The following is an 18,468-nucleotide window of genomic DNA, read 5'->3' on the forward strand; positions in this document are numbered from 1 at the left end:
CGATGGGTTAAAACATTATCTTTCGATTCATTTCATTTAATCGTGCCTTAATGGCGTTTGAGAATAAAAAGAAAGATACTGGAATTGCGATCTGTTTCGCAAAAGAAACATAATGAAAGTCTCTGGTGTGCTTACCGCGCCTTTTGAACGAAGATTCCTGGGGCTTGCTTTCTGCTAAAAGAAAGGTGTTAATAAGCAAATAGAAATGAAACGAAAGATATATTGAAAGGTTACCCTATGAGCAACAGCGATACCGCAACGGACAAACGTATTCCGGGTACCAGCGAAAGGCGCGAGCAGATTATTCAGCGCCTTCGCCAGCAGGGAAGCGTGCAGGTTAATGATTTGTCTTCTTTTTTCGGTGTTTCTACCGTCACCATCCGCAACGATCTCGCGTTTCTTGAAAAGCAGGGTATTGCGGTTCGTGCCTACGGCGGAGCGCTGATTTGTGAGCCTGGCAGCGTGGTAGCAGAGCCTTCGGTGGAGGATAAAAGCTCGCTGAATACTTCACTGAAACGCAGCATCGCGCGTGTGGCTGTGGACTTGATCCAGCCCGGGGACAAGGTGATTCTGGACTCCGGCACTACAACGTATGAAATCGCCCGACTAATGCGCCAGCATAAAGAAGTGATCGCCATGACCAACGGCATCAACGTGGCTAATGCGTTGTTAGAAGCAGAAGGGGTCGAGGTGCTGATGACCGGCGGGCATTTGCGCCGCCAGTCGCTATCGTTTTACGGCGACAGCGCGGAACAGTCGCTGCAAAATTATCATTTCGACATGCTGTTCCTCGGGGTGGATGCTATCGATCCGGAACGAGGTGTGAGCACCCATAACGAGGATGAAGCGCGTCTCAACCGTAAAATGTGCGAAGTCGCCGAGCGCATTATCGTGGTGACAGATTCCAGTAAATTTAACCGCTCCAGCCTGCATAAAATCATCGATATCCAGCGCATTCACCGGGTAATCACCGATAAAGGCATTCCGGCAGATAGCCTGATTGCGCTGCGCAAGAGCGGGATTGAGGTTGTGCTGGTGGGCGACTAGCTTTTCGTTTCTGGCGGGCCCGCGTGACAGGGGAGATGAAACCCTCTATACTGCGCGCCGAAGCTGACCAGACAGTCGCCGCTTCGTCGTCGTCCTCTTCGGGGGAGACGGGCGAGGGGGAGGAAAGTCCGGGCTCCATAGGGCAGGGTGCCAGGTAACGCCTGGGGGGGAAACCCACGACCAGTGCAACAGAGAGCAAACCGCCGATGGCCCGCGCAAGCGGGATCAGGTAAGGGTGAAAGGGTGCGGTAAGAGCGCACCGCGCGGCTGGTAACAGTCCGTGGCACGGTAAACTCCACCCGGAGCAAGGCCAAATAGGGGTTCACATGGTACGGCCCGTACTGAACCCGGGTAGGCTGCTTGAGCCAGTGAGCGATTGCTGGCCTAGATGAATGACTGTCCACGACAGAACCCGGCTTATCGGTCAGCTTCAACTTCTTAATAAACGCCCCGCAGGTGCAAGCCTGTGGGGCGTTTTGTATTCAGAGACAACAAGATGAATGACTGTCCACGACGCTCTTCATGAAAAGAAAGCGGCTTATCGGTTAGCTTCAACTCATTCATATCGAAACGCCCCGCAGGTGCAAGTTTGGGGGCGTTTTGTATTCAGAGACAACAAGATGAATGACTGTCCACGACGCTCTTCATGAAAAGAAAGCGGCTTATCGGCTAGCTTCAACTCATTCATATCGAAACGCCCCGCAGGTGCAAGTTTGGGGGCGTTTTGCATTCAACACATACTATTTCAGCGTTTTAAGCATGCAGATCTCGCAGCTGTTGTGGCCGGTGTTGCCCAGGCTGCTACCCAGGTGTTTGAAACCGAATGCTTCGTAGAGTGAGACCGCCGAGCTGAGCTCATCGAGCGTTTCCAGGTAGCAGTAACGATAGCCGAATGCTTCGGCCTGTTGTATCGCCAGCGCCATCAGGCGTCTTCCCAGGCCTATGCCCGTCACACTGCTGTCCAGATAGAGTTTCTGTAATTCACAATATTCTTCACCTGCGCCCTGCAGCGGGGCGATGCCAACGCCGCCTAAAATCTTGCCTTCGTGTTCAACTACCCAGTAGCCAGACCCGGGTTTTTGGTAGGCGCTGGTCAGGTCATTCAGCGCCGGGTCGTGCAGACTTACGCCTTCGAGGTGATCGATTTTATTATCGCGGAAGCTTTGGCGGATCACGTCGGCAATAGCGAGATTGTCCTCTCGGCGAATGGGCCGGATCTGAACCTGAAGATCCCGCTGGCTGCGGGCATTTACCAGCGCCCGGGTCAGCGATTTGACCGACTGATAGATCTGCTGCTTTTCGCTGTCTGATGCCAGAGAAAGGGCCTGAGCCGTGAAGTCGTTGGCGTGTTCGGTGAGGTCTTTAAGCGCGACAACGCCCTCGTGGCTCAGGTTGAACACAGTGGCTCTCCCGTCGCTTTCATCCTGCGTTCTTGCCAGCAGATTGGCACTTTCAAGGCCGCGAAGCGTTCTGCTAATGCTGGATTTTTCCACGCACAGGCGGCGGGCAAGCTCCGTTACCCCGGCGGGCTCACGATCGAGTTCAATCAAAATATGGCTTTGTAACGGCGACAGGTCGGTCCCGCTGCTTTTCCTGTTCAGCATGCCCAGCTCGCGCACCATCTCGCGCAGCGCGGCGCGGAATTCTTCAATTTCGTTGGTCTGCATAGCAACTCACATCAATGAGGAAAATATATTTGGTTAACACTGTTAACTAGTTTATGTATCATACCGAAATTAAACAGGCAGGCAAGTGACCAGGAGGGCAGGATGCAAAACAGAGAACCGGATACAACGGACACAAGGATTGTGATCGGCACGATCGTTGCCGTGCTGTGCTTTTACATTGCGGTTGCGGCGGGATCGCTTTGAGCCTCTGACGGCAAATAAGTGCGCTTTGGCGAGTATTTGCCATAATGGCCCACAAGTTTCACTGTGGCGAAAAATCATGATCAAATCCCTCTACATCGACAACTACCGTTCCGTGCGCAAGCTTTCCATTGATTTGGGCAGGCTGAACGTGGTGTTTGGGCCCAACGGGTGCGGTAAGTCTAATATTTATAAGGCGATCCATCTGATCCACGGTGCGGGGAGTGGGCAACTGTCTCACTGGCTTTCTGATGAAGGCGGGATCCAGAAAGCTATGTGGGCGGGCGATCGCGCCCGCGGCTACGCCAGCGCGCCGCGCAGGCTGACGCTGGCGGTAGAAACGGATACGTTTGAATATGAGTTGCAGGTGGGCTTTCCCGAGCCGCTGCCGTACCCGACGATGTTTGGCCTCGATCCCATTGTTAAAGAGGAGCAAATCTGGCTCAGCGGCTACCGGCGGCGCCCTTCGTCGTCGGTCATGCAGCGGCGTAATCAGACGGTTTTCCTTAATAACGTCAACGGCGAAAAGGTGACTCACGCCGCCACGCTGTACGAAAATGAATCCCTCTTTGGCCAGCTTGGCGAGCCGCATTTGTACCCGGAAGTCTCCAGCGCCAGGGAGACGCTACGTAACTGGCGTTTCTATCACGAGTTCGATATTTCCAAAGGCGCGGGCCTAAGGCTGCCGCAGGTGGGCTACCGCTCCCCGGTGCTGTCCGGCGATGGCCTGAACCTGGCCGCCGCGTTTCAGACCATCGTCGAAATTGGCGACAGCGAGCTGATGTTTACCGTGCTGGAGCAGGCTTTCCCGGAATGCACGTTTTTCTGTGATAACAGCGGCGGGCGCTTCCAGATGATGATGAACCGACTGGGGATTAATCGTCCGCTGGAGTCCGCGGAGTTTTCAGATGGCACGCTGCGTTTTCTCTGCCTGACGGTGGCGCTGCTCAGCCCGAGACCGCCGCAGTTTATCGCCCTCAATGAGCCTGAAAATAGCCTGCATCCGCAAATGCTCCCGGCGCTTGCCCGCCTGATTGCTGAGGCAAGCCGCTACACGCAGATTTGGCTCACCAGCCATTCGCCTGAACTGGCTACCCTTATCGAAAAACATACGGTGTTTACGCTGTACGAGTTAGGTATTGAGAAAGGGGAAACCACGATGACCCAGTTGGCCTGACGCCGTTTTCCCTTCCCCGCAAGGAGAAGGGAAACGTAAGGTTACAGGCTACCGGCAATGGTGATGTAGTCGGTGTAAAGCTGCGGGGCGCCGGAGAACGAAGCCAGTTCGCGCCATTCGTCGTACATCCTTTCGCTTTCCTGATGCTCCTTCACAAACTGCAGCGATTTCTCCGTGGAGACGTCCAGTTCCGGGTGGAAAGAGTTCAGCGAGGCCAGGCTTTCTATCTCGAGCATCACCATATATTGCTCGATGCGGTTGCCGCCGGTGCCTTTCAACATATGGAATTTCCAGCCCGGGTAGTCGTCGATACGGTGAACGTTGTCGCGGATAAACGTATCGAAAGTCTGCGGTGAAACACCTGAACGCAATGCCAGATTATGCAGCCCGACCACGCGTTTAACCGGTTCTTGTCCGTCGCGTAGCTGGTAGTTTGGCCCTTCTGCCAAAGCGCTATGTTCGTTTTCAGCGAGCTGCTGATAGGTGGAGAAAATCGTTGGCAGCTCGCCAAACGTCGCGAAGGTTTTCCAGGTGTTGATAAGCTCAATGCCTGCAGGATGATCGCGCCAAAAAGCACGTGCCTGTTCCGTTTGTTCCCCCTGACTATCAATATAGCGCGCGTAGCTGTCGGCATTTTCTGCTTCGTACAGCATCAGATATTGGTTCTGACGCTCGCCGCGCAGGCCTTTCAGCAAGGTCCAGCGCCAGCCCGGATAAGCCGGGATGTGCACGCCTTTGGCCTGCACAAAGGCTTCGAACGTCTCTTCGGTGACGCCCTTTTTCAGGTTAAGACCTACATAGTGAAGGCTGAATACTGCCGGTGATGAGTGACTCATACAAACTCCTGTTTCATTAACGCTGGCGAGAAATAAACGGCGAACCTGAAGCCACAAACAAAAGCAGCAACAGGGCACCTCTGAAGGTCAAACTGAGCCCAATGTGGTGGGCGATAAAGCCAATCAGCGCAGGTCCCGCGAGCAGGCCGCTGTAGCCAAAAAGCGTGACGGCAGGGATCGCGAAATCCGCTGAAACCCCCGGCTGGTTACCGGCGGAGGTGAATAGAATGGGAATAATGTTGGCGAGCCCGGCTCCGACCAGGATAAACCCCGGCAAGGTTGCCCAATGGGTGAAGACGAGCAGGATAATCCCGATGCCAGCAATAGCGCAGCCGAGGAGCAGCACGAGTTTGCCGCCCAGGGCGCTGACCAGACGATCGCCGCTGAGCCGCCCAAGGGTGACGGTGATGGAATATAAGGTGTACCCGAAGCCCGCGAGCGAAGCGCTCATGCCGCGTTCCGAGGTCATAAATACCGCCGACCAGTCCAGCATGGCTCCTTCAAGCATGAAGACGAAAAAGCAAAGTATCGCGATGGCCAGCACGGGCGGATGGCTCAGCACGCGTAACGTCTCGCCTTTGCTGCTCGTGGCTTTATTTTGTTTGGGCAAAATGTTCCGGGCAGAGGCGGCGAGCAGCAAAGTCAGAAAAACAGTGATGGTGCACACGGCAAGCAACGGTGTTGCCCCCAGCCACAAAAAGAAGCTGACGCAGCCTGCGCCGGCAATGCTGCCGATACTGTAAAAGCCGTGAAAGCCGGACATTTTTGCCTGCTCGCTTTCCTGTTCGACGACCACGGCGTGGGCATTCATGGCGACGTCGAGCATGCCGTTGAAGGTGCCGAACAGCAGCAAAGCCAGCGCCATGGCTTCACGCTGGTCAAACAGCATTAGCAGCGGTAAATCCGCGGCAAGCCCCAGCACGCTGAGGGTCATCAGGCGGCGACAACCAAAGCGAGCGATCAGCTGGCCGGTAAACGGCATGACGAGCATCGAGCCTGCGGCGATGCAAAAGAGCAGCAGCCCTAAAGCGCCGTCGTTAATAGCCAGCCGCGCTTTGGCGAAAGGAATTAGCGGGGCCCAGGACGACATGGCTAAACCGGCCATAAAAAAAATGGCGCGTGTGGCATGCTGTTCCCGCGACTGTACGTCCGCCAGGGTTGGTGTTGAGTTAATCGTCATAGTAATTTTGTGACTCAATGGGTGAATTCACTCGCGTGAATGCGTCGTGCCCGGTCCTTCAGGCACGCGCGGCGGTCAGCGTTAATTGAGGCTTTCTGCTACCGAGAGGTAATCGGTATAGATTTGTGGCGACCCGGAAAACGAGGCGAGTTTTTTCCATTCCTCGTACATTTGTTTGGTATCGCGGTGCGCCTGGGCGAATTTGGCCGCTTCGTCGGTGGCGATATCCGGTTCGGGGTAAAAGACATCCAGCGCCTCCAGGCTGGCGATTTCCATCAGCACCACATACTGATCGAGCCGGTTACCTCGCTCCCCTTTCAACAGCCGGAATTTCCAGTCCGGGTAATCTTCAATCCGGTGATGGTTGCCCTCGATAAAACGTTCAAACTGTTCGGCGTTGACGTTGGGGCGCAGCGCGAGGTTGTGAATACCAATCACCCGAGCAACCGGCGGTTGCTTCTGGTAGCGGGGACCCGGCTGGACGGTACTTTTCTGATTTTCGGCCAGCAGGCGATAATCGGTGAACAGTGTTGGCAGTTCGCTGAAAGTACCGTAGCTGCGCCATTCGGCCAGCAGCGCTTCCGCTTCAGGATGCTGCCGCCAGAACTCGCGGGCCTCTTCGGTCTGGTTGCCGTCTGCGGCCATATAGCGAGCCCGCATTGCCGCATTTTCGATTTCAAACAGCATCAAATATTGCCCGGCACGTTCGCCACGTAGCCCGCGAAGCAGCGTCCAGCGCCAGCCCGGATAGCAGGGAATATGTACGCCTTTATTTTGCACAAAGGTTTCAAACGCCTGCTGGGTAATGCCCGCTTCGGTGTCGATGGCGATGTAAAACAGACTGAAAACCGGCGTGATTGAAGAGTGGTTCATCAGTTACTCCTGTTCTGCGTCGGCTGAGATGAATTGGGTGTTAATGATGGCTTCAACCAGCGTGACGCCGATGGGCGTCAGCGTGACCACGCCTTGATCAATCACCACGAGTTCTTTTGCCTGCAGCTTTTCCAGCGTTGGTTTGATGATGCGGTTTTCAAAAAAGCTGTTGCCGTTGAAGCGTGTCGCGAACACGGTATCGTCAACCGGAATGAGCGTGGAGAGGGCCATTTTGAAGGCGTTAACTTCGCGCTGTTCCGGTGAAATACCGTGGCTTTCTTCGATAGGCAGGCGGCCTTCATCGAGGAACTGCTTGTATTGCTTATAGCCGGTGATGTTGATGGCTTCGGCGCGGGTGCACTTCGAACTGCCGCCCAGGCCGATGGCGACCTCGGGATATTGCTTGTCCAGATCGGTAATCAGCCCTTTCCACTTTTCCGCTTCCAGGTGGTTCTGGTGGAAATACATCGTGGGGTGTTCGCGATAGCCTTCGGTGAGATATTTCTCGACCAGTTCGCGCATTTGGTATTGCTTACCCAACCCAGGGAACGTCATGTTGTTCATGTTGATCAGCCCTTTTTTCTGCCACAGGCTTTCACGTTCGCCGGACACGCCGGTGCGCGTTTTCATGAACTCTTCCATGTGCAGCTTGGTGCAGACGACGTGGGAGAGATCCAGTTCCAGGGTGCGCTCCATGTCGTACTTCACGTCATCCACGGTTTGGCCCAGCATGCCGTAGATGAGATCGACGCTGACCCACTCGATGCCCTGTTCCCGCGCGCTGCGGATGGTTTCTTCACACTCGTCGGCGGTGTGCTGGCGGCCACAGGCGGCAATAATAGCGTCGTTAAAAGATTGGGTGCCGAAGCTGATTTTGCTGAAGCCCAGCTCTTTCAGAATGCCGATGTATTCGCGGTTTAATGTCCCAGGTTCGCCTTCAAAGCGAAGCGTTGCCGCCGAGAAATTAAAGTGGGTGTAATAGAAGTCCATCAACCGACGCAGTTCCGGCTCCGGGAGCAGGGAAGGCGTGCCGCCAAAGATATTGAATTCTCCAATTTCCGCTTTTGACAGACTCGGTACTTTTTCCAGCCACATCTTCGCTTCTTTGATGTTGTAGTCCACCAGATCCCGGAAGACGCCTTCCGCCGAAGGCGATTTCGGGTTGAGGATCACCGTTGGATACTGGCAGAAGTGGCAGCGGTAGCGGCAGGTGGGGATATAGGCCCACAGATGGATCTGTTTCGCAGCCCGAATGTCGTGCTCCATATCGGCAAAGAACGACGCCAGCGGGTAGTGCTCAATGTCACCGGGAAAAACATGGCAGCCAAAAGGATCTTTATGGACGTAGTCCAGAAAAGCCTCGTTCTCCGGCTGGGAGAGGAAGCCGTAAACTGCCGGAACCGGATAGGCCGGGTCGAGATCTTTTAAGGATGCGAGAGCTTCGGTATTCATCAGAAAACACCTCCGTTGGCAAAGTAGTTGTGGGCTTCACCGGACTCGCGATCTTCACAGAAGTACCAGACAAAGCGTTCGAAATCTTTTTCCGCGACGCTGTCGAAGCAGGCCGGAAGCGGCGGTGCAAAGCCAATGTCCTCTCCGACGGCGTTGCGCAGCGCGGTGAATATCTCGTGGCGGAACTCGAAATAGAGCCGGTAGGCTGGCGTTTTGTAGCTATGGATCGGCTTAAAGTCGATGATGCTCATTTCATGCTTAATGGCGTGAATGCGCTGGTAAAGCCGCTCTGCAACCTGCGGTGAGAAAAAGGCACGTACCCGCTCGTTCTCCAGCAAGATGTGCGGATTCAGCAAGGCTGGAAGAACGATGTTTTTCGGGATGTAGTCTTTGATGGAGTATTCCCAACCCTGCCGGGCCTGCTCTTCGGTGAGGTCAATCAGCGTGTTTTTTGGGATTGAGACGTCCGGGCGCACATCTTTCATGATGATGATGCCGTCGCTGCCGTAGGCGATGCCGCTGATCACATCGTCAATAATGGTGTCCACGCGGCGGCTGTTGATTTCCACAAAGGATTCTTTGGCGTAAACCGGCTTGCCGCCGCAGGCGATGATCTTGATGCCGAAATCCCAGTCGTCGGAAAGGTGTTCTACGAAGCGGCCTTTTTCCAGCTGGTAGAAGATCTCGATGCCGCCAATTTTTTCGTACAGGCCACGCTCCACGGCGAAGCCTTTTCCATCCGGGAAGCCGCCGAACAGCGAGAACGACACGTCGCGGCAGCGCAGGGTTTTTTGAATTTCACGGAAGAGGTTGGGGCGCTGCTGGAATGCTTCGCGGTCGTAATAGTAATTGCAGGTCCCGAGATCGCCGTCGTCGGCAATCATTTTTTCTATCAGGGTATGCAGCCAGTAAGGATCCACGGTGCAGTCGGCATCGGCGGAGACAATATAGTGTTTATTGCTTTTGCCCAGCCGTGCATCACGGGCCCTTGAGCGCAGGGCGGCGTAATCCATACCGCATTTACGGGCCGAAGAGACACCCTGAATTTTCTCCTGAATAATGTGCACATCCATCGCCGGATGTTTTTCTTTGAAGCGGTTTATCTTGGCCACGGAATCATCGCGGGAGTTGTTATCCACGATGATCACTTCATAAGCGTCATGGGTTACCAATCGGCCATGCGTTTGTTGGCCAAATAATGAGGCTAAAACTTCATCAATTCGGTCGCTTTCATTGTAAACAGGCAGCACTACCGAGACGAAAATGTTATCGCGCATATCTACTCCTGGGGCGGTGATATTCAGAATGTCCATCACGTTGTTAGAAAGGATGTTTTTGCCGATGGCGAAGTTCTTCGCGGCTATACGATCCATTTCAGGTTTATTGGTAAGCAGTAAAAAAACTTCGTTGATGAAGGCTTCGTCAGGCAGGCCGTCTTGTCCGTCTGAAATAGGCATCACTGGGGCTTCAAAGCCGTGCTGGCCGTAGACTTCCGGATAATATTCGTAGCGGGTGGTGAGGTAGCAGCGCTGGCTGCTGATCGCCTCCCCAATGGGATTACCGTAGCTGTCGTAGTCCCATGAGGTCAGGAACGACACCAGGTCACAGGAATGGTAGAGATCCTCGATGGTGATTTTTCCTTGGCTTTTAGGCATGAAGTTATGGTGAAGCGGGCCAAGAAACTTCACATAGGGTGTAATGTCCAGCTCCTGTGCCAGTTGCTCCAGCTCGCCTGCATGCGTGGCGTGCTCACGGGTATCACCGGCGATCAAAAGCCAGACGGTTTTATCAATATTGTGCTTTCTGAACAGATGGTTAAGGCGTTGTACCAGCAGTACGTCACGGTCCAGGCGCTTCTGCGGAATGATGCGCGTCGTTCGGGCAATGACTATGTCATCGGCGGAAATATTCAGGGATGACCGGATGTTTTTCAGCGCCTGTTGGCCGGTAAAGCTGTAGGTATTTTTTACTACGTGAATATCGACTTCCCGCTGGCACCAGTGTTCCAGCTTTTCTTTGAGATCGTTATTCAGCGTTACGTAGCTAATAAAAGGGGATTTGACCGGTTTAATGGCATGGTTATACGGCGGTAAACCATACTTCATGATATTTTTCTCGCTGTTCCACATGAGGTCGTGATCGCGCCAGATAACAAAATTTCCTAACTGGTGACGGTGGCCGTATTGTTCTATAGCGAGATAAAGTGCACGGGTATAAATTATATTCTCTGGCAGCGTGCCGTTTTCGACAATCACGGTGCAAATTCGAAGCTGTTCCCATTGAAGTAAAATTCTTTCGGCCAGACTTTGGGCGGAATATTCAACGGCGCGGATTATTTCTGCTTTTTCTTCAAATGAAACGGAAAGCCTTTCACTGATAAGTACGGCGTGTGCTTTTTCAATAAATTCTGGGGAGTAATGGGGTACAGATGTAATCCCACTGATGCGCGTTAAGGTAAAAGCATCGCGATAAATTTCGGGCTCATGATCGTAAGGCTTATTAAAGTTGCCTTTGTCAACCTTAATATCGTACCCAAGATCGAGATAAGAGTTGATGCCTTTTTGTTTAAGGCTTTGTGAGACTTTTAATGCTTCTACCGTAATACCCGAGACGGCAACAGCATCAAAAGAGATAAACATGGCATATCTTTGACCATAAACATCCATGGCGACTACCCCTTTGAAGCGAAACTGCTACGCTTATTTGTTGTAAGCAATTGATACATCCTGAATGACTGCGCTTTCGATAACGTCCGAAGCCATTCGGAACCGGCAAAATCAGAAAACATCGTCAGCAGCCATGCCGGTGCTGACTTTCAAGTGCTGTATGTATCAAAGTGCCTGCAAGAATAAGCTTGCGGGATAGGTAAACGCTTTGGCGTTTATCAGTATTATATTTTTTTCTTTTTAGGCCGAGAGCGCTTGCCGGTTTTCTTTAATTTTCCGGTTCACTTTATCTGGCGTTTTTCTGATTTTGTAATTATCAGTTTTTGATTTTTTTTACTGGTGTTGGATTCCAAAGAAAGTGGTTCAAAAGACCACGCAATCTTAAACATCTCTATTTTTTACCGTAAAGCGGGAACGTTCCAGTTGGTGAGCGTTATCACACATTCTGTTTTTGTTTTTAAAGTTTAATTTTTAATAACCGGACGAGCATTAATATCCATTTTAGGACTTTGAAATAATGAATTGTGTAAGTGTTCAGATACTGGTTTTAAAAAGTGACAAAAGTTGGGAATGTTCCCAATGAGGTGCGAGTTTACTGATTCTTTGTCTGCTGTTCCGAATTCTGCAAGGCTAATATTTGCGGAATATAAAAGGCAATTTATCGATTTATCCTAATAAAAGAGCGCTCTCAGGTATACCGAACCCTTAACTTTGGTATGGGAAGAGTAAAACTCACATCAGGTATTCGTAACTCATTATAAATATTAGGTTATTATTTAAATCATGATAAATAGTAAGGGCTAAAGGAAACGCAGCCCTTAAATATTTACTTACTATATGGGGCTTTTACAGAAACGGAACTGGTAGTCTACGCGCGCGCAGATTGCAAGATTGAATAATGATTTATCGAAATATTTGAATGAGTTAGCGGTTTCGCCGACCATGCAGGTGAGCATTAACCAAAGTAATAAAGCACCAAAACCAACGAGAATATATCGGGGATGTTATTCGTAGGCATGGCAATATTTTGCCGTATGCGGCTTGTGTCCTGGATGAGGCGGTTTTCTACAGAATGAATTTTGTGGAAATACCCAGGGATAGAAGGATGCTGCCCCTTTCAGGACGAAAGAGGCAGGCGGTAGGTTAGACTGGTAAGTCGATCAGCAGGCCGCGCAGCGGCGTATCGGCGACCAGGGTGATATTCGCCTCATCACGAATAAACGCGCCATCGCCGCATGTGAGCGCTTCCTTCTCTTCTGATGGCGTCACCGCATGCACCGTGCCGTGAATTGACTGCAGATAGGCCCGCGGGCCATGAAGCTGGAAGCTTAGCTGCTCGCCCTTTTGCATCTCAATATGGTGGATCCACACCTGCTGGCGGAGCTGCAGGCTGTGGTTGCTGCCATCCGGCGAGGCAATCAGCTGATGAGATGTTCCCGCTAACGGGATCTTTTGTACCAGCGGATTTTCACGATCCGGGCAGGCATCCAGCCACAGCTGCATACGCGTCAGCGATTTCTCTTTGCTGAGGTTGTGCTCGCTATAGCTGATCCCTGGCTGGGTGGAAAGCAGCAGGACGTCACCGGCGCTGGCCTGGATATGGTTGCCTTCGCTATCGCGGTATTCCGCTTCCCCTTCCAGAATGAGGTTGAGGATGTCTACTTTCGGGTAGCCGCGCGGTTGAAACGAGGCTCCGGGGGCCAGAACTTCCTGGTTGAGTACGCGCAGAGAAGCGTAGCCCAGCAGTTTCGGGTCGAAGTAGTGTCCAAAAGAAAAGGTGTAGCGAGCCTGCAGCCATCCGTAGTCAGCTTTACCACACTGTTTGGCTGTTCTTGTCGTAATCATAATTCTTGACCTCTCTTTACACTAAACCCATGTTAAGGGTCTGGACGCTGCATTGTTAGCCAGTTAATCTGCTCGGTATGTTCAAATTTCCTGAATGAGAACGAAATGGCGAAAGAAAGGGCGTTGACGCTGGAAGCGTTAAGGGTCATGGATGCGATCGACAGGCGCGGGAGCTTTGCCGCTGCGGCCGACGAGCTGGGACGTGTACCGTCCGCGCTCAGCTACACCATGCAAAAACTGGAAGAAGAGTTAGATGTGGTGCTGTTTGACCGATCGGGCCACCGCACCAAATTTACCAATGTGGGGCGTATGCTGCTGGAACGAGGGCGCGTGCTGCTCGAAGCGGCGGATAAGTTGACCACTGATGCGGAAGCGCTGGCGCGGGGCTGGGAGGCAAACCTGACCATCGTCACCGAAGCGCTGGTGCCGACGGAAAAACTGTTCCCGCTGGTGGATAAGCTGGCCGATAAAGCTGACACCCAATTATCTATTTTCACCGAAGTGCTGGCCGGGGCCTGGGAGCGTCTGGAGCAGGGCAGGGCGGATATTGTTATCGCACCGGATATGCACTTCCGCAGTTCCTCGGAGATTAACTCCCGCAAGCTTTACAAAGTGATGAGCGTTTATGTTGCCGCGCCGGATCACCCGATTCATCAGGAGCCGGAGCCTCTTTCTGAGGTGACCCGCGTGAAGTATCGTGGCGTGGCGGTGGCCGATACCGCCCGTGAAAGGCCGGTGTTAACGGTGCGTCTGTTGGACAAACAGCCGCGCCTGACGGTGAGCTCTATCGAAGAGAAGCGGCTGGCGCTGCTGGCCGGGCTTGGCGTGGCGACGATGCCGTATCCGCTGGTTGAACAGGATATTGCCGAAGGCCGCCTGCGGGTGGTTAGCCCAGAATATACCAACGAGATTGATATCATCATGGCGTGGCGGCGCGACAGCATGGGCGAGGCCAAAGCCTGGTGCCTGCGTGAACTGCCTAAACTGCTGAAATAAAAAAACGCGTTGGTTTTTTGCCAACGCGTTTTGCCCTTCCTCGAAATTACAGGCTGCCAGGCGTTCTGGCGGCTCTGCCCGCGGATTTAATCGTCTTACTGCTACGCTGCCCGCCGAGGCTCTCCAGACGCATCTGGAACGGTGGGAACGGCATCTCGATATTGTGCTCGCGGAAGCCCTGCAGAATCAGCTGGTGGATTTCGTGGCGCAGCGGCATTCGGTGGCCCATTTCCGCCGCGTGAATACGCAGTTCGAACATCTGGATACCTTGCTGGAGATCTACCAGGAAGGCTTCCGGCGCTGGCGTATCGAGCACCAGCGTGCAGCGATGTGCGGCTTCCAGCAGGACCTGGGTGACCTCTTCCGTATTTGCTTCTGACGGAGCAGGAATAGTGAGCACCACGCGCGTGACCGAGTCCGAAAGCGACCAGTTGATGAACTGTTCGGTAATAAAGGCCTGATTCGGCACGATGATTTCTTTGCGGTCCCAGTCGCTGATGGTTGTCGCGCGGGTGTTAATTCGCGTGATGGTGCCCGTCAGATCGCGGATGGTGACCGTGTCGCCGATGCGTATCGGCTTCTCGAACAGAATAATCAGGCCAGAGACGAAGTTGGCAAAGATTTGCTGTAAACCGAAGCCTAAGCCCACGCTGAGTGCCGCCACCAGCCACTGCAGTTTGGACCATTCAATCCCCACCATCGAGAAGCCAACCAGCCCGCCAATCAGCAACAGCAGGTACTTCGTTATGGTTGTGATCGCATAGCCGGTGCCGGGAGTTAAGTTCAGGTGCTGGAGAATCGCCAGCTCCAGCAGCGCGGGCAGGTTACGCACCAACTGGGTGGTAATAATCAGCACCAGAATGGCAATCAGTACCGCACCAAGCGTAATCGGCTCTATGCTTTCCACACCCTGAACCGTGGAGGTGACATCCCACAGCGTGATGTTGCCGAGGAAGCCAAACGCCGAGTGGATTTCCGACCACAGAACGATCACCGACAGCAGGGCTATCAGCGTCAATATCGAGCGAACCAGGCGCAGGGACTGGGCGCTGATGGTATCCAGATCGACTTCCGGTTCGTCCACTGTTTCGGCCGATCCTTCAGTGCTGTTGGCATGCGCCGTCTCTTCTTCACCACGCGCTCGCTGGGCAAGGATTTCAGCCCGGCGGTGTTTGGCACGATCAAAGGCCAGACGGCGGCGCTGAATTAGCATCCAACGGCGAATAATGTGATAAATCACCAGCAGCAGGAACCAGATAGCCACGGAGGTTTCCAGCCGCGCCAGTAGCGCCTGAGCCGTCGCCAGATAGCCGACGACAGCCGCCAGAATGGCCATCAGCGGTGCGCAAAGCAGCAGGTTCCAAAGAATGGTATTGACGATGTTGTCGCCATCACCCTGTTTGTCGAGGTAGAGCGGCAGCCCGGCGCGTTTCAGGCTAAGCGTGACGATAGCCAGCGCGCCGCAAATCATGATGAAGCAAAGCCTGCCCAGAGAGGCAGAAAACTCTCTGTCATTGAGGTTATCGAACATAATCAGCGCCATGATAAGCGGCACAATCAGGCCGATGCTCATGATGTAGTAGCGCATGGCCCGGCCTACACGCTCGCGCGGCCAGCCGAAATGCACCACAAACAGCCCGGTAGGGCGGGCGAAGGTTGCACAGATCATCACCCCCCAAAGCAGGGGAACCGTGGCGGTTACACCGTCGCCAATCGCCACTGCGATAGGGTAAGGCCATGCCTCCTGCAAACCATAGCCGAGCGTCGCCCACAGTACGGGAAGCGGAGAGGCGACCAGAATCGACCAGAACACGGTGCGCAGCGTCAGGCGGAAGTGATCCTGGGTCACTTTGCCGACTTTGGCGCTGGAGCGCTCCAGGAAGGCGGTGAAGTGTCGGCGCGAGCTAATGCTAAACCCGACCAGAATCAGCGCGCCAAAGAGCGGCAGCAGCGTCTCTTTGCTGGTCACCATCATGATCGCGGCCTTCCCCAACTGGCTGAAGGTATCCAGCGAGACCAGACGCCGCAGATCCTGAACGATTTCCAGCGGCCAACTGATGCCGATTGGGCTGACGTCCGATGTCCAGAACAGGTAGCGGTGGGTCGCCTCGTTCACCTCTTTCAGGGCATCTTCCAGCTGGCTGTTGGCCACTTTCAGCTTGGTGAGTTCAAGGATCAGGGTATCGCCGCCCTGCAACAGCGAATTCAGCAGCTCTCGCTGGGTGCGAAGCTGGGCCTGCAGGATCTTATTTTGTTCCGGCGTTAACGGGCTGCCGTCTGCCTGGCGAACCTGTCGCAGTTGAGCATGCTTATTGAGCAAATCTTCATAGTGCAGGCGCTCTACGCGCAGCTGAGCCAGCTCGGTATCCAACTGCTGTGGTTTGGGCATGTCCGGCAGCCGGGCGACCTGGGCACGAAGCGCTTCACCTAGCACGTTGGAAACGCCGAGCCACTGGGACTGCTCGCGCAGCGTATTCAGCGCCTGGCGGACCTCCAGCGTCTGGTTATTGGCCTGCCGCTGCTGAGAGGCGACCAGGTCCATACGCTGAGCTTGCTGATTGAGTGCCTGGGAAAGCTCGCGGTTATTTTTGAACTGCTCGACGATTTCCGGCGGCAGGTTAGCGCTGGTTTCCGCCAGCAGTTCGGTGCTTTCCAGCGCCTGTTCCGCCTCACGTTGGCGCTGGCTATTGAGCTGATTTCTCAACGCCTGGAGATAGGCATCCAGCTGGGTGCTTTGCTTCTGCGCCAGTTCGGCGCGCATGCGCGAAAGCTCTTGGCGGTTGTTAGCGGAAAGCTGCGCCAGTTCGAGTTCATCAACCTGCGCTTTCAGGCGTGCGGATTCGGCCTGCAGCAGGAAGTGCTGGGCCTGGGCGAGCGGGGTACCGCCGCTTTGTTGGGTACCGGCGCGGCGCTCGATGTCGTTAAGCTGGCGACGCGCATCCGTTTGCTGCTGAGGCAGCTGGCTTAACGAATCGCTGATGTCCCGGGTTCTTTCCTGTTCCTGCTGAGCAAGGCGGCTTTTGTCCAGAAGCTGGCTGCTGACCTGCAGGATCTCCTGGTTCAGCGCGTCGCTGCTCATGCCCGGGGAAACTTCCTCGGGTTCATCGCGCAGGTTGGTCAGTTGCTTACGCAGGGTTTGCGATAGTTTAGGGAAATTATCAATGACTTGTTGGTATTGTTCGGCGCGTTCGAGCGAGGCTTTACGCTCGTCCAGCGCATTCAGTGCCGACTGGAGTGCTTCAACAATTTCTGCCTGGTTAGGCGTGTTTTTGGCGGCCTTAGCCTGCTCCAGTTCTTGCGAGATTTGTTTTGCATCGGGGGCTGTCGCTGCGTATGCCCCCAGGCTGAGGCACCAGGCCATCAGGAAAGTGATAATCAGGCGCACGTCAGTTACCTATAACGTTGCTGGAAAAGAGGGAAAATCATGTCTCCCTCTTAGAGGTTTTAGCAGAAAATCAATGGGTTGATTTTCGTGGTTAAGTGCTGTGAGCTTGCAGGCTCCGGGGTGACCGGTCGCCTGATTTTAGACGTTATTCTGCGGTTTTTGGCGCTTCGGGTTCGTCTGCTTTGGTGTCCAGTACCTCGGCAGGGATTTCGCTCACCGGAACTTCAGGCTCAATGACGGGTTCGCTTGAGACAGCCAGCACTTCGCCGATTTTGGTGACGGACAGGTTTTTCAGTTGCTCTGCCAGGTTTACTTTGCCCGGCGCAAAGAGGTTAATCACCGTCGAGCCCAGCTTGAAGCGACCCATTTCCTGACCCTTAAGCAGTGCAACGGCACCTTCACTTTCGCCTGCAGGCCATGTCCAGCGTTTAATCACGCCCTCACGCGGTGGCGTAATGGTGCCAGCCCAGACGGTTTCAATGCTGCCAACAATGGTAGCACCAACCAGAATTTGCGCCATTGGGCCAAACTCGGTGTCGAACAGGCAGATCACGCGTTCATTACGGGCAAACAGGTTCGGGACGTTTTGTGCCGTCAGGTGATTGACGGAGAAAAGGTCACCCGGAACATAGATCATTTCACGCAGAATGCCGTTACACGGCATGTGCACGCGGTGGTAGTCGCGAGGTGAAAGATAAGTTGTGACGAAGCTGCCGTTGCGGAACAGGTCGGCCATCAGGTAGTTACCTGCCAGCAGCGCTTCCAGGCTGTAGTTATGGCCTTTTGCCTGCAGGATTTTATCTTCTTCGATGCGGCCCAACTGGCTTATCACACCGTCGGCAGGCATCACCAGCACGTTAGGGTCGGTATTTACCGGGCGTACGTCATCGCGCAGCGGGCGCACAAAAAAGTCATTGAAGGTGCGGTAAGCGGCGGTGTCCGGCTTTTGCGCCTCATTCATGTCGACTTTGTAGTATTTGACGAACAGATCGATGACCAGTTTGGTCAGCCAGCCAGCACGTTTGCTTGCGCCCCAGCCCGCCAGGCGGGTCAGCCACAGTTTTGGCAGAATGTACTGCAGCGAAAGTTTAATGTTGTCTAACAAAATAGCCTCCTGGCTAAATGCCCTGCATGTGGGCCGAT

Annotated in this window: 12 protein-coding genes and 1 other RNA gene; 4 read left to right on the top strand and 9 right to left on the bottom strand. The window is 53.9% G+C overall.

From position 1 onward, the window contains the following. Nucleotides 1–237: 237 nt before the first annotated feature. Both ACR6JA_RS07855 and rnpB read left to right on the top strand, forming a co-directional pair. Nucleotides 238–1,047, top strand: a complete 810-nt coding sequence (locus ACR6JA_RS07855; RefSeq protein ID WP_213714743.1) for a DeoR family transcriptional regulator — start codon at nt 238–240, stop codon at nt 1,045–1,047. A 59-nt stretch (nt 1,048–1,106) separates the two neighbouring features. Beyond that, nucleotides 1,107–1,483: RNase P RNA component class A (gene rnpB, locus ACR6JA_RS07860), an RNA gene on the top strand. Between the two features lie 304 nt (nt 1,484–1,787). Here rnpB and ACR6JA_RS07865 read toward each other — a convergent pair. Then, the gene (locus ACR6JA_RS07865) at nt 1,788–2,714 is read right to left on the bottom strand and encodes a bifunctional helix-turn-helix transcriptional regulator/GNAT family N-acetyltransferase (RefSeq protein ID WP_213714741.1); all 927 of its coding nucleotides are present in this window, start codon (nt 2,712–2,714) and stop codon (nt 1,788–1,790) included. Between the two features lie 280 nt (nt 2,715–2,994). Between ACR6JA_RS07865 and ACR6JA_RS07870 the strand changes: the two genes are divergently transcribed. Next, nucleotides 2,995–4,092, top strand: a complete 1,098-nt coding sequence (locus ACR6JA_RS07870; RefSeq protein WP_213714739.1) for an AAA family ATPase — start codon at nt 2,995–2,997, stop codon at nt 4,090–4,092. A 41-nt stretch (nt 4,093–4,133) separates the two neighbouring features. Here the strand turns inward: ACR6JA_RS07870 and ACR6JA_RS07875 are convergent, their stop codons facing one another. The 6 genes from ACR6JA_RS07875 to ACR6JA_RS07900 form a co-directional block, all read right to left on the bottom strand. After that, nucleotides 4,134–4,928, bottom strand: a complete 795-nt coding sequence (locus ACR6JA_RS07875; protein WP_213714737.1) for a hypothetical protein — start codon at nt 4,926–4,928, stop codon at nt 4,134–4,136. A gap of 16 nt (nt 4,929–4,944) precedes the next feature. Beyond that, nucleotides 4,945–6,108 carry an MFS transporter gene (locus tag ACR6JA_RS07880; RefSeq protein ID WP_494493841.1) on the bottom strand — a complete coding sequence of 388 codons (1,164 nt, stop codon included), beginning with the start codon at nt 6,106–6,108 and terminating at the stop codon, nt 4,945–4,947. 81 nt (nt 6,109–6,189) lie between these two features. Next, nucleotides 6,190–6,981, bottom strand: a complete 792-nt coding sequence (locus ACR6JA_RS07885) for a hypothetical protein (protein ID WP_494493842.1) — start codon at nt 6,979–6,981, stop codon at nt 6,190–6,192. 3 nt (nt 6,982–6,984) lie between these two features. After that, nucleotides 6,985–8,433 (bottom strand): radical SAM protein, encoded by a 1,449-nt coding sequence (locus ACR6JA_RS07890; protein WP_213714731.1) that lies wholly within the window; start codon nt 8,431–8,433, stop codon nt 6,985–6,987. After that, nucleotides 8,433–11,099: a glycosyltransferase gene (locus ACR6JA_RS07895; RefSeq protein WP_494599136.1), complete on the bottom strand. Its 2,667-nt coding sequence runs from the start codon at nt 11,097–11,099 to the stop codon at nt 8,433–8,435. Before ACR6JA_RS07895 ends, ACR6JA_RS07890 begins: the two co-directional genes overlap by 1 nt. Before the next feature lie 1,143 nt (nt 11,100–12,242). Continuing rightward, nucleotides 12,243–12,944 (bottom strand): pirin family protein, encoded by a 702-nt coding sequence (locus ACR6JA_RS07900; RefSeq protein ID WP_494493844.1) that lies wholly within the window; start codon nt 12,942–12,944, stop codon nt 12,243–12,245. A gap of 105 nt (nt 12,945–13,049) precedes the next feature. Between ACR6JA_RS07900 and ACR6JA_RS07905 the strand changes: the two genes are divergently transcribed. Next, on the top strand, nt 13,050–13,940 hold the full coding sequence (locus ACR6JA_RS07905; protein WP_008453630.1) for a LysR family transcriptional regulator: 891 nt from the start codon (nt 13,050–13,052) through the stop codon (nt 13,938–13,940). A 46-nt stretch (nt 13,941–13,986) separates the two neighbouring features. On the opposite strand, the gene mscM is transcribed toward ACR6JA_RS07905, so the two are convergent. Beyond that, on the bottom strand, nt 13,987–17,325 hold the full coding sequence (mscM, locus tag ACR6JA_RS07910; protein ID WP_213714727.1) for a miniconductance mechanosensitive channel MscM: 3,339 nt from the start codon (nt 17,323–17,325) through the stop codon (nt 13,987–13,989). Nucleotides 17,326–17,470: 145 nt separating this feature from the next. Further along, the gene (gene asd, locus ACR6JA_RS07915) at nt 17,471–18,430 is read right to left on the bottom strand and encodes an archaetidylserine decarboxylase (RefSeq protein WP_213714725.1); all 960 of its coding nucleotides are present in this window, start codon (nt 18,428–18,430) and stop codon (nt 17,471–17,473) included. Nucleotides 18,431–18,468 lie beyond the last annotated feature (38 nt).

The organism is Cedecea sp. B1(4) (genome assembly GCF_059414925.1).

What these genes read in the sequence shown, in the direction of transcription:
- ACR6JA_RS07880 (WP_494493841.1), bottom strand. Translation starts at nt 6,108, where the DNA reads ATGACGATTAACTCAACACCAACCCTGGCGGACGTACAGTCGCGGGAA.
- ACR6JA_RS07885 (WP_494493842.1), bottom strand. Translation starts at nt 6,981, where the DNA reads ATGAACCACTCTTCAATCACGCCGGTTTTCAGTCTGTTTTACATCGCC.
- ACR6JA_RS07905 (WP_008453630.1), top strand. Translation starts at nt 13,050, where the DNA reads ATGGCGAAAGAAAGGGCGTTGACGCTGGAAGCGTTAAGGGTCATGGAT.
- ACR6JA_RS07870 (WP_213714739.1), top strand. Translation starts at nt 2,995, where the DNA reads ATGATCAAATCCCTCTACATCGACAACTACCGTTCCGTGCGCAAGCTT.
- ACR6JA_RS07890 (WP_213714731.1), bottom strand. Translation starts at nt 8,433, where the DNA reads ATGAATACCGAAGCTCTCGCATCCTTAAAAGATCTCGACCCGGCCTAT.
- ACR6JA_RS07875 (WP_213714737.1), bottom strand. Translation starts at nt 4,928, where the DNA reads ATGAGTCACTCATCACCGGCAGTATTCAGCCTTCACTATGTAGGTCTT.
- ACR6JA_RS07895 (WP_494599136.1), bottom strand. Translation starts at nt 11,099, where the DNA reads ATGGATGTTTATGGTCAAAGATATGCCATGTTTATCTCTTTTGATGCT.
- ACR6JA_RS07855 (WP_213714743.1), top strand. Translation starts at nt 238, where the DNA reads ATGAGCAACAGCGATACCGCAACGGACAAACGTATTCCGGGTACCAGC.
- ACR6JA_RS07900 (WP_494493844.1), bottom strand. Translation starts at nt 12,944, where the DNA reads ATGATTACGACAAGAACAGCCAAACAGTGTGGTAAAGCTGACTACGGA.
- ACR6JA_RS07865 (WP_213714741.1), bottom strand. Translation starts at nt 2,714, where the DNA reads ATGCAGACCAACGAAATTGAAGAATTCCGCGCCGCGCTGCGCGAGATG.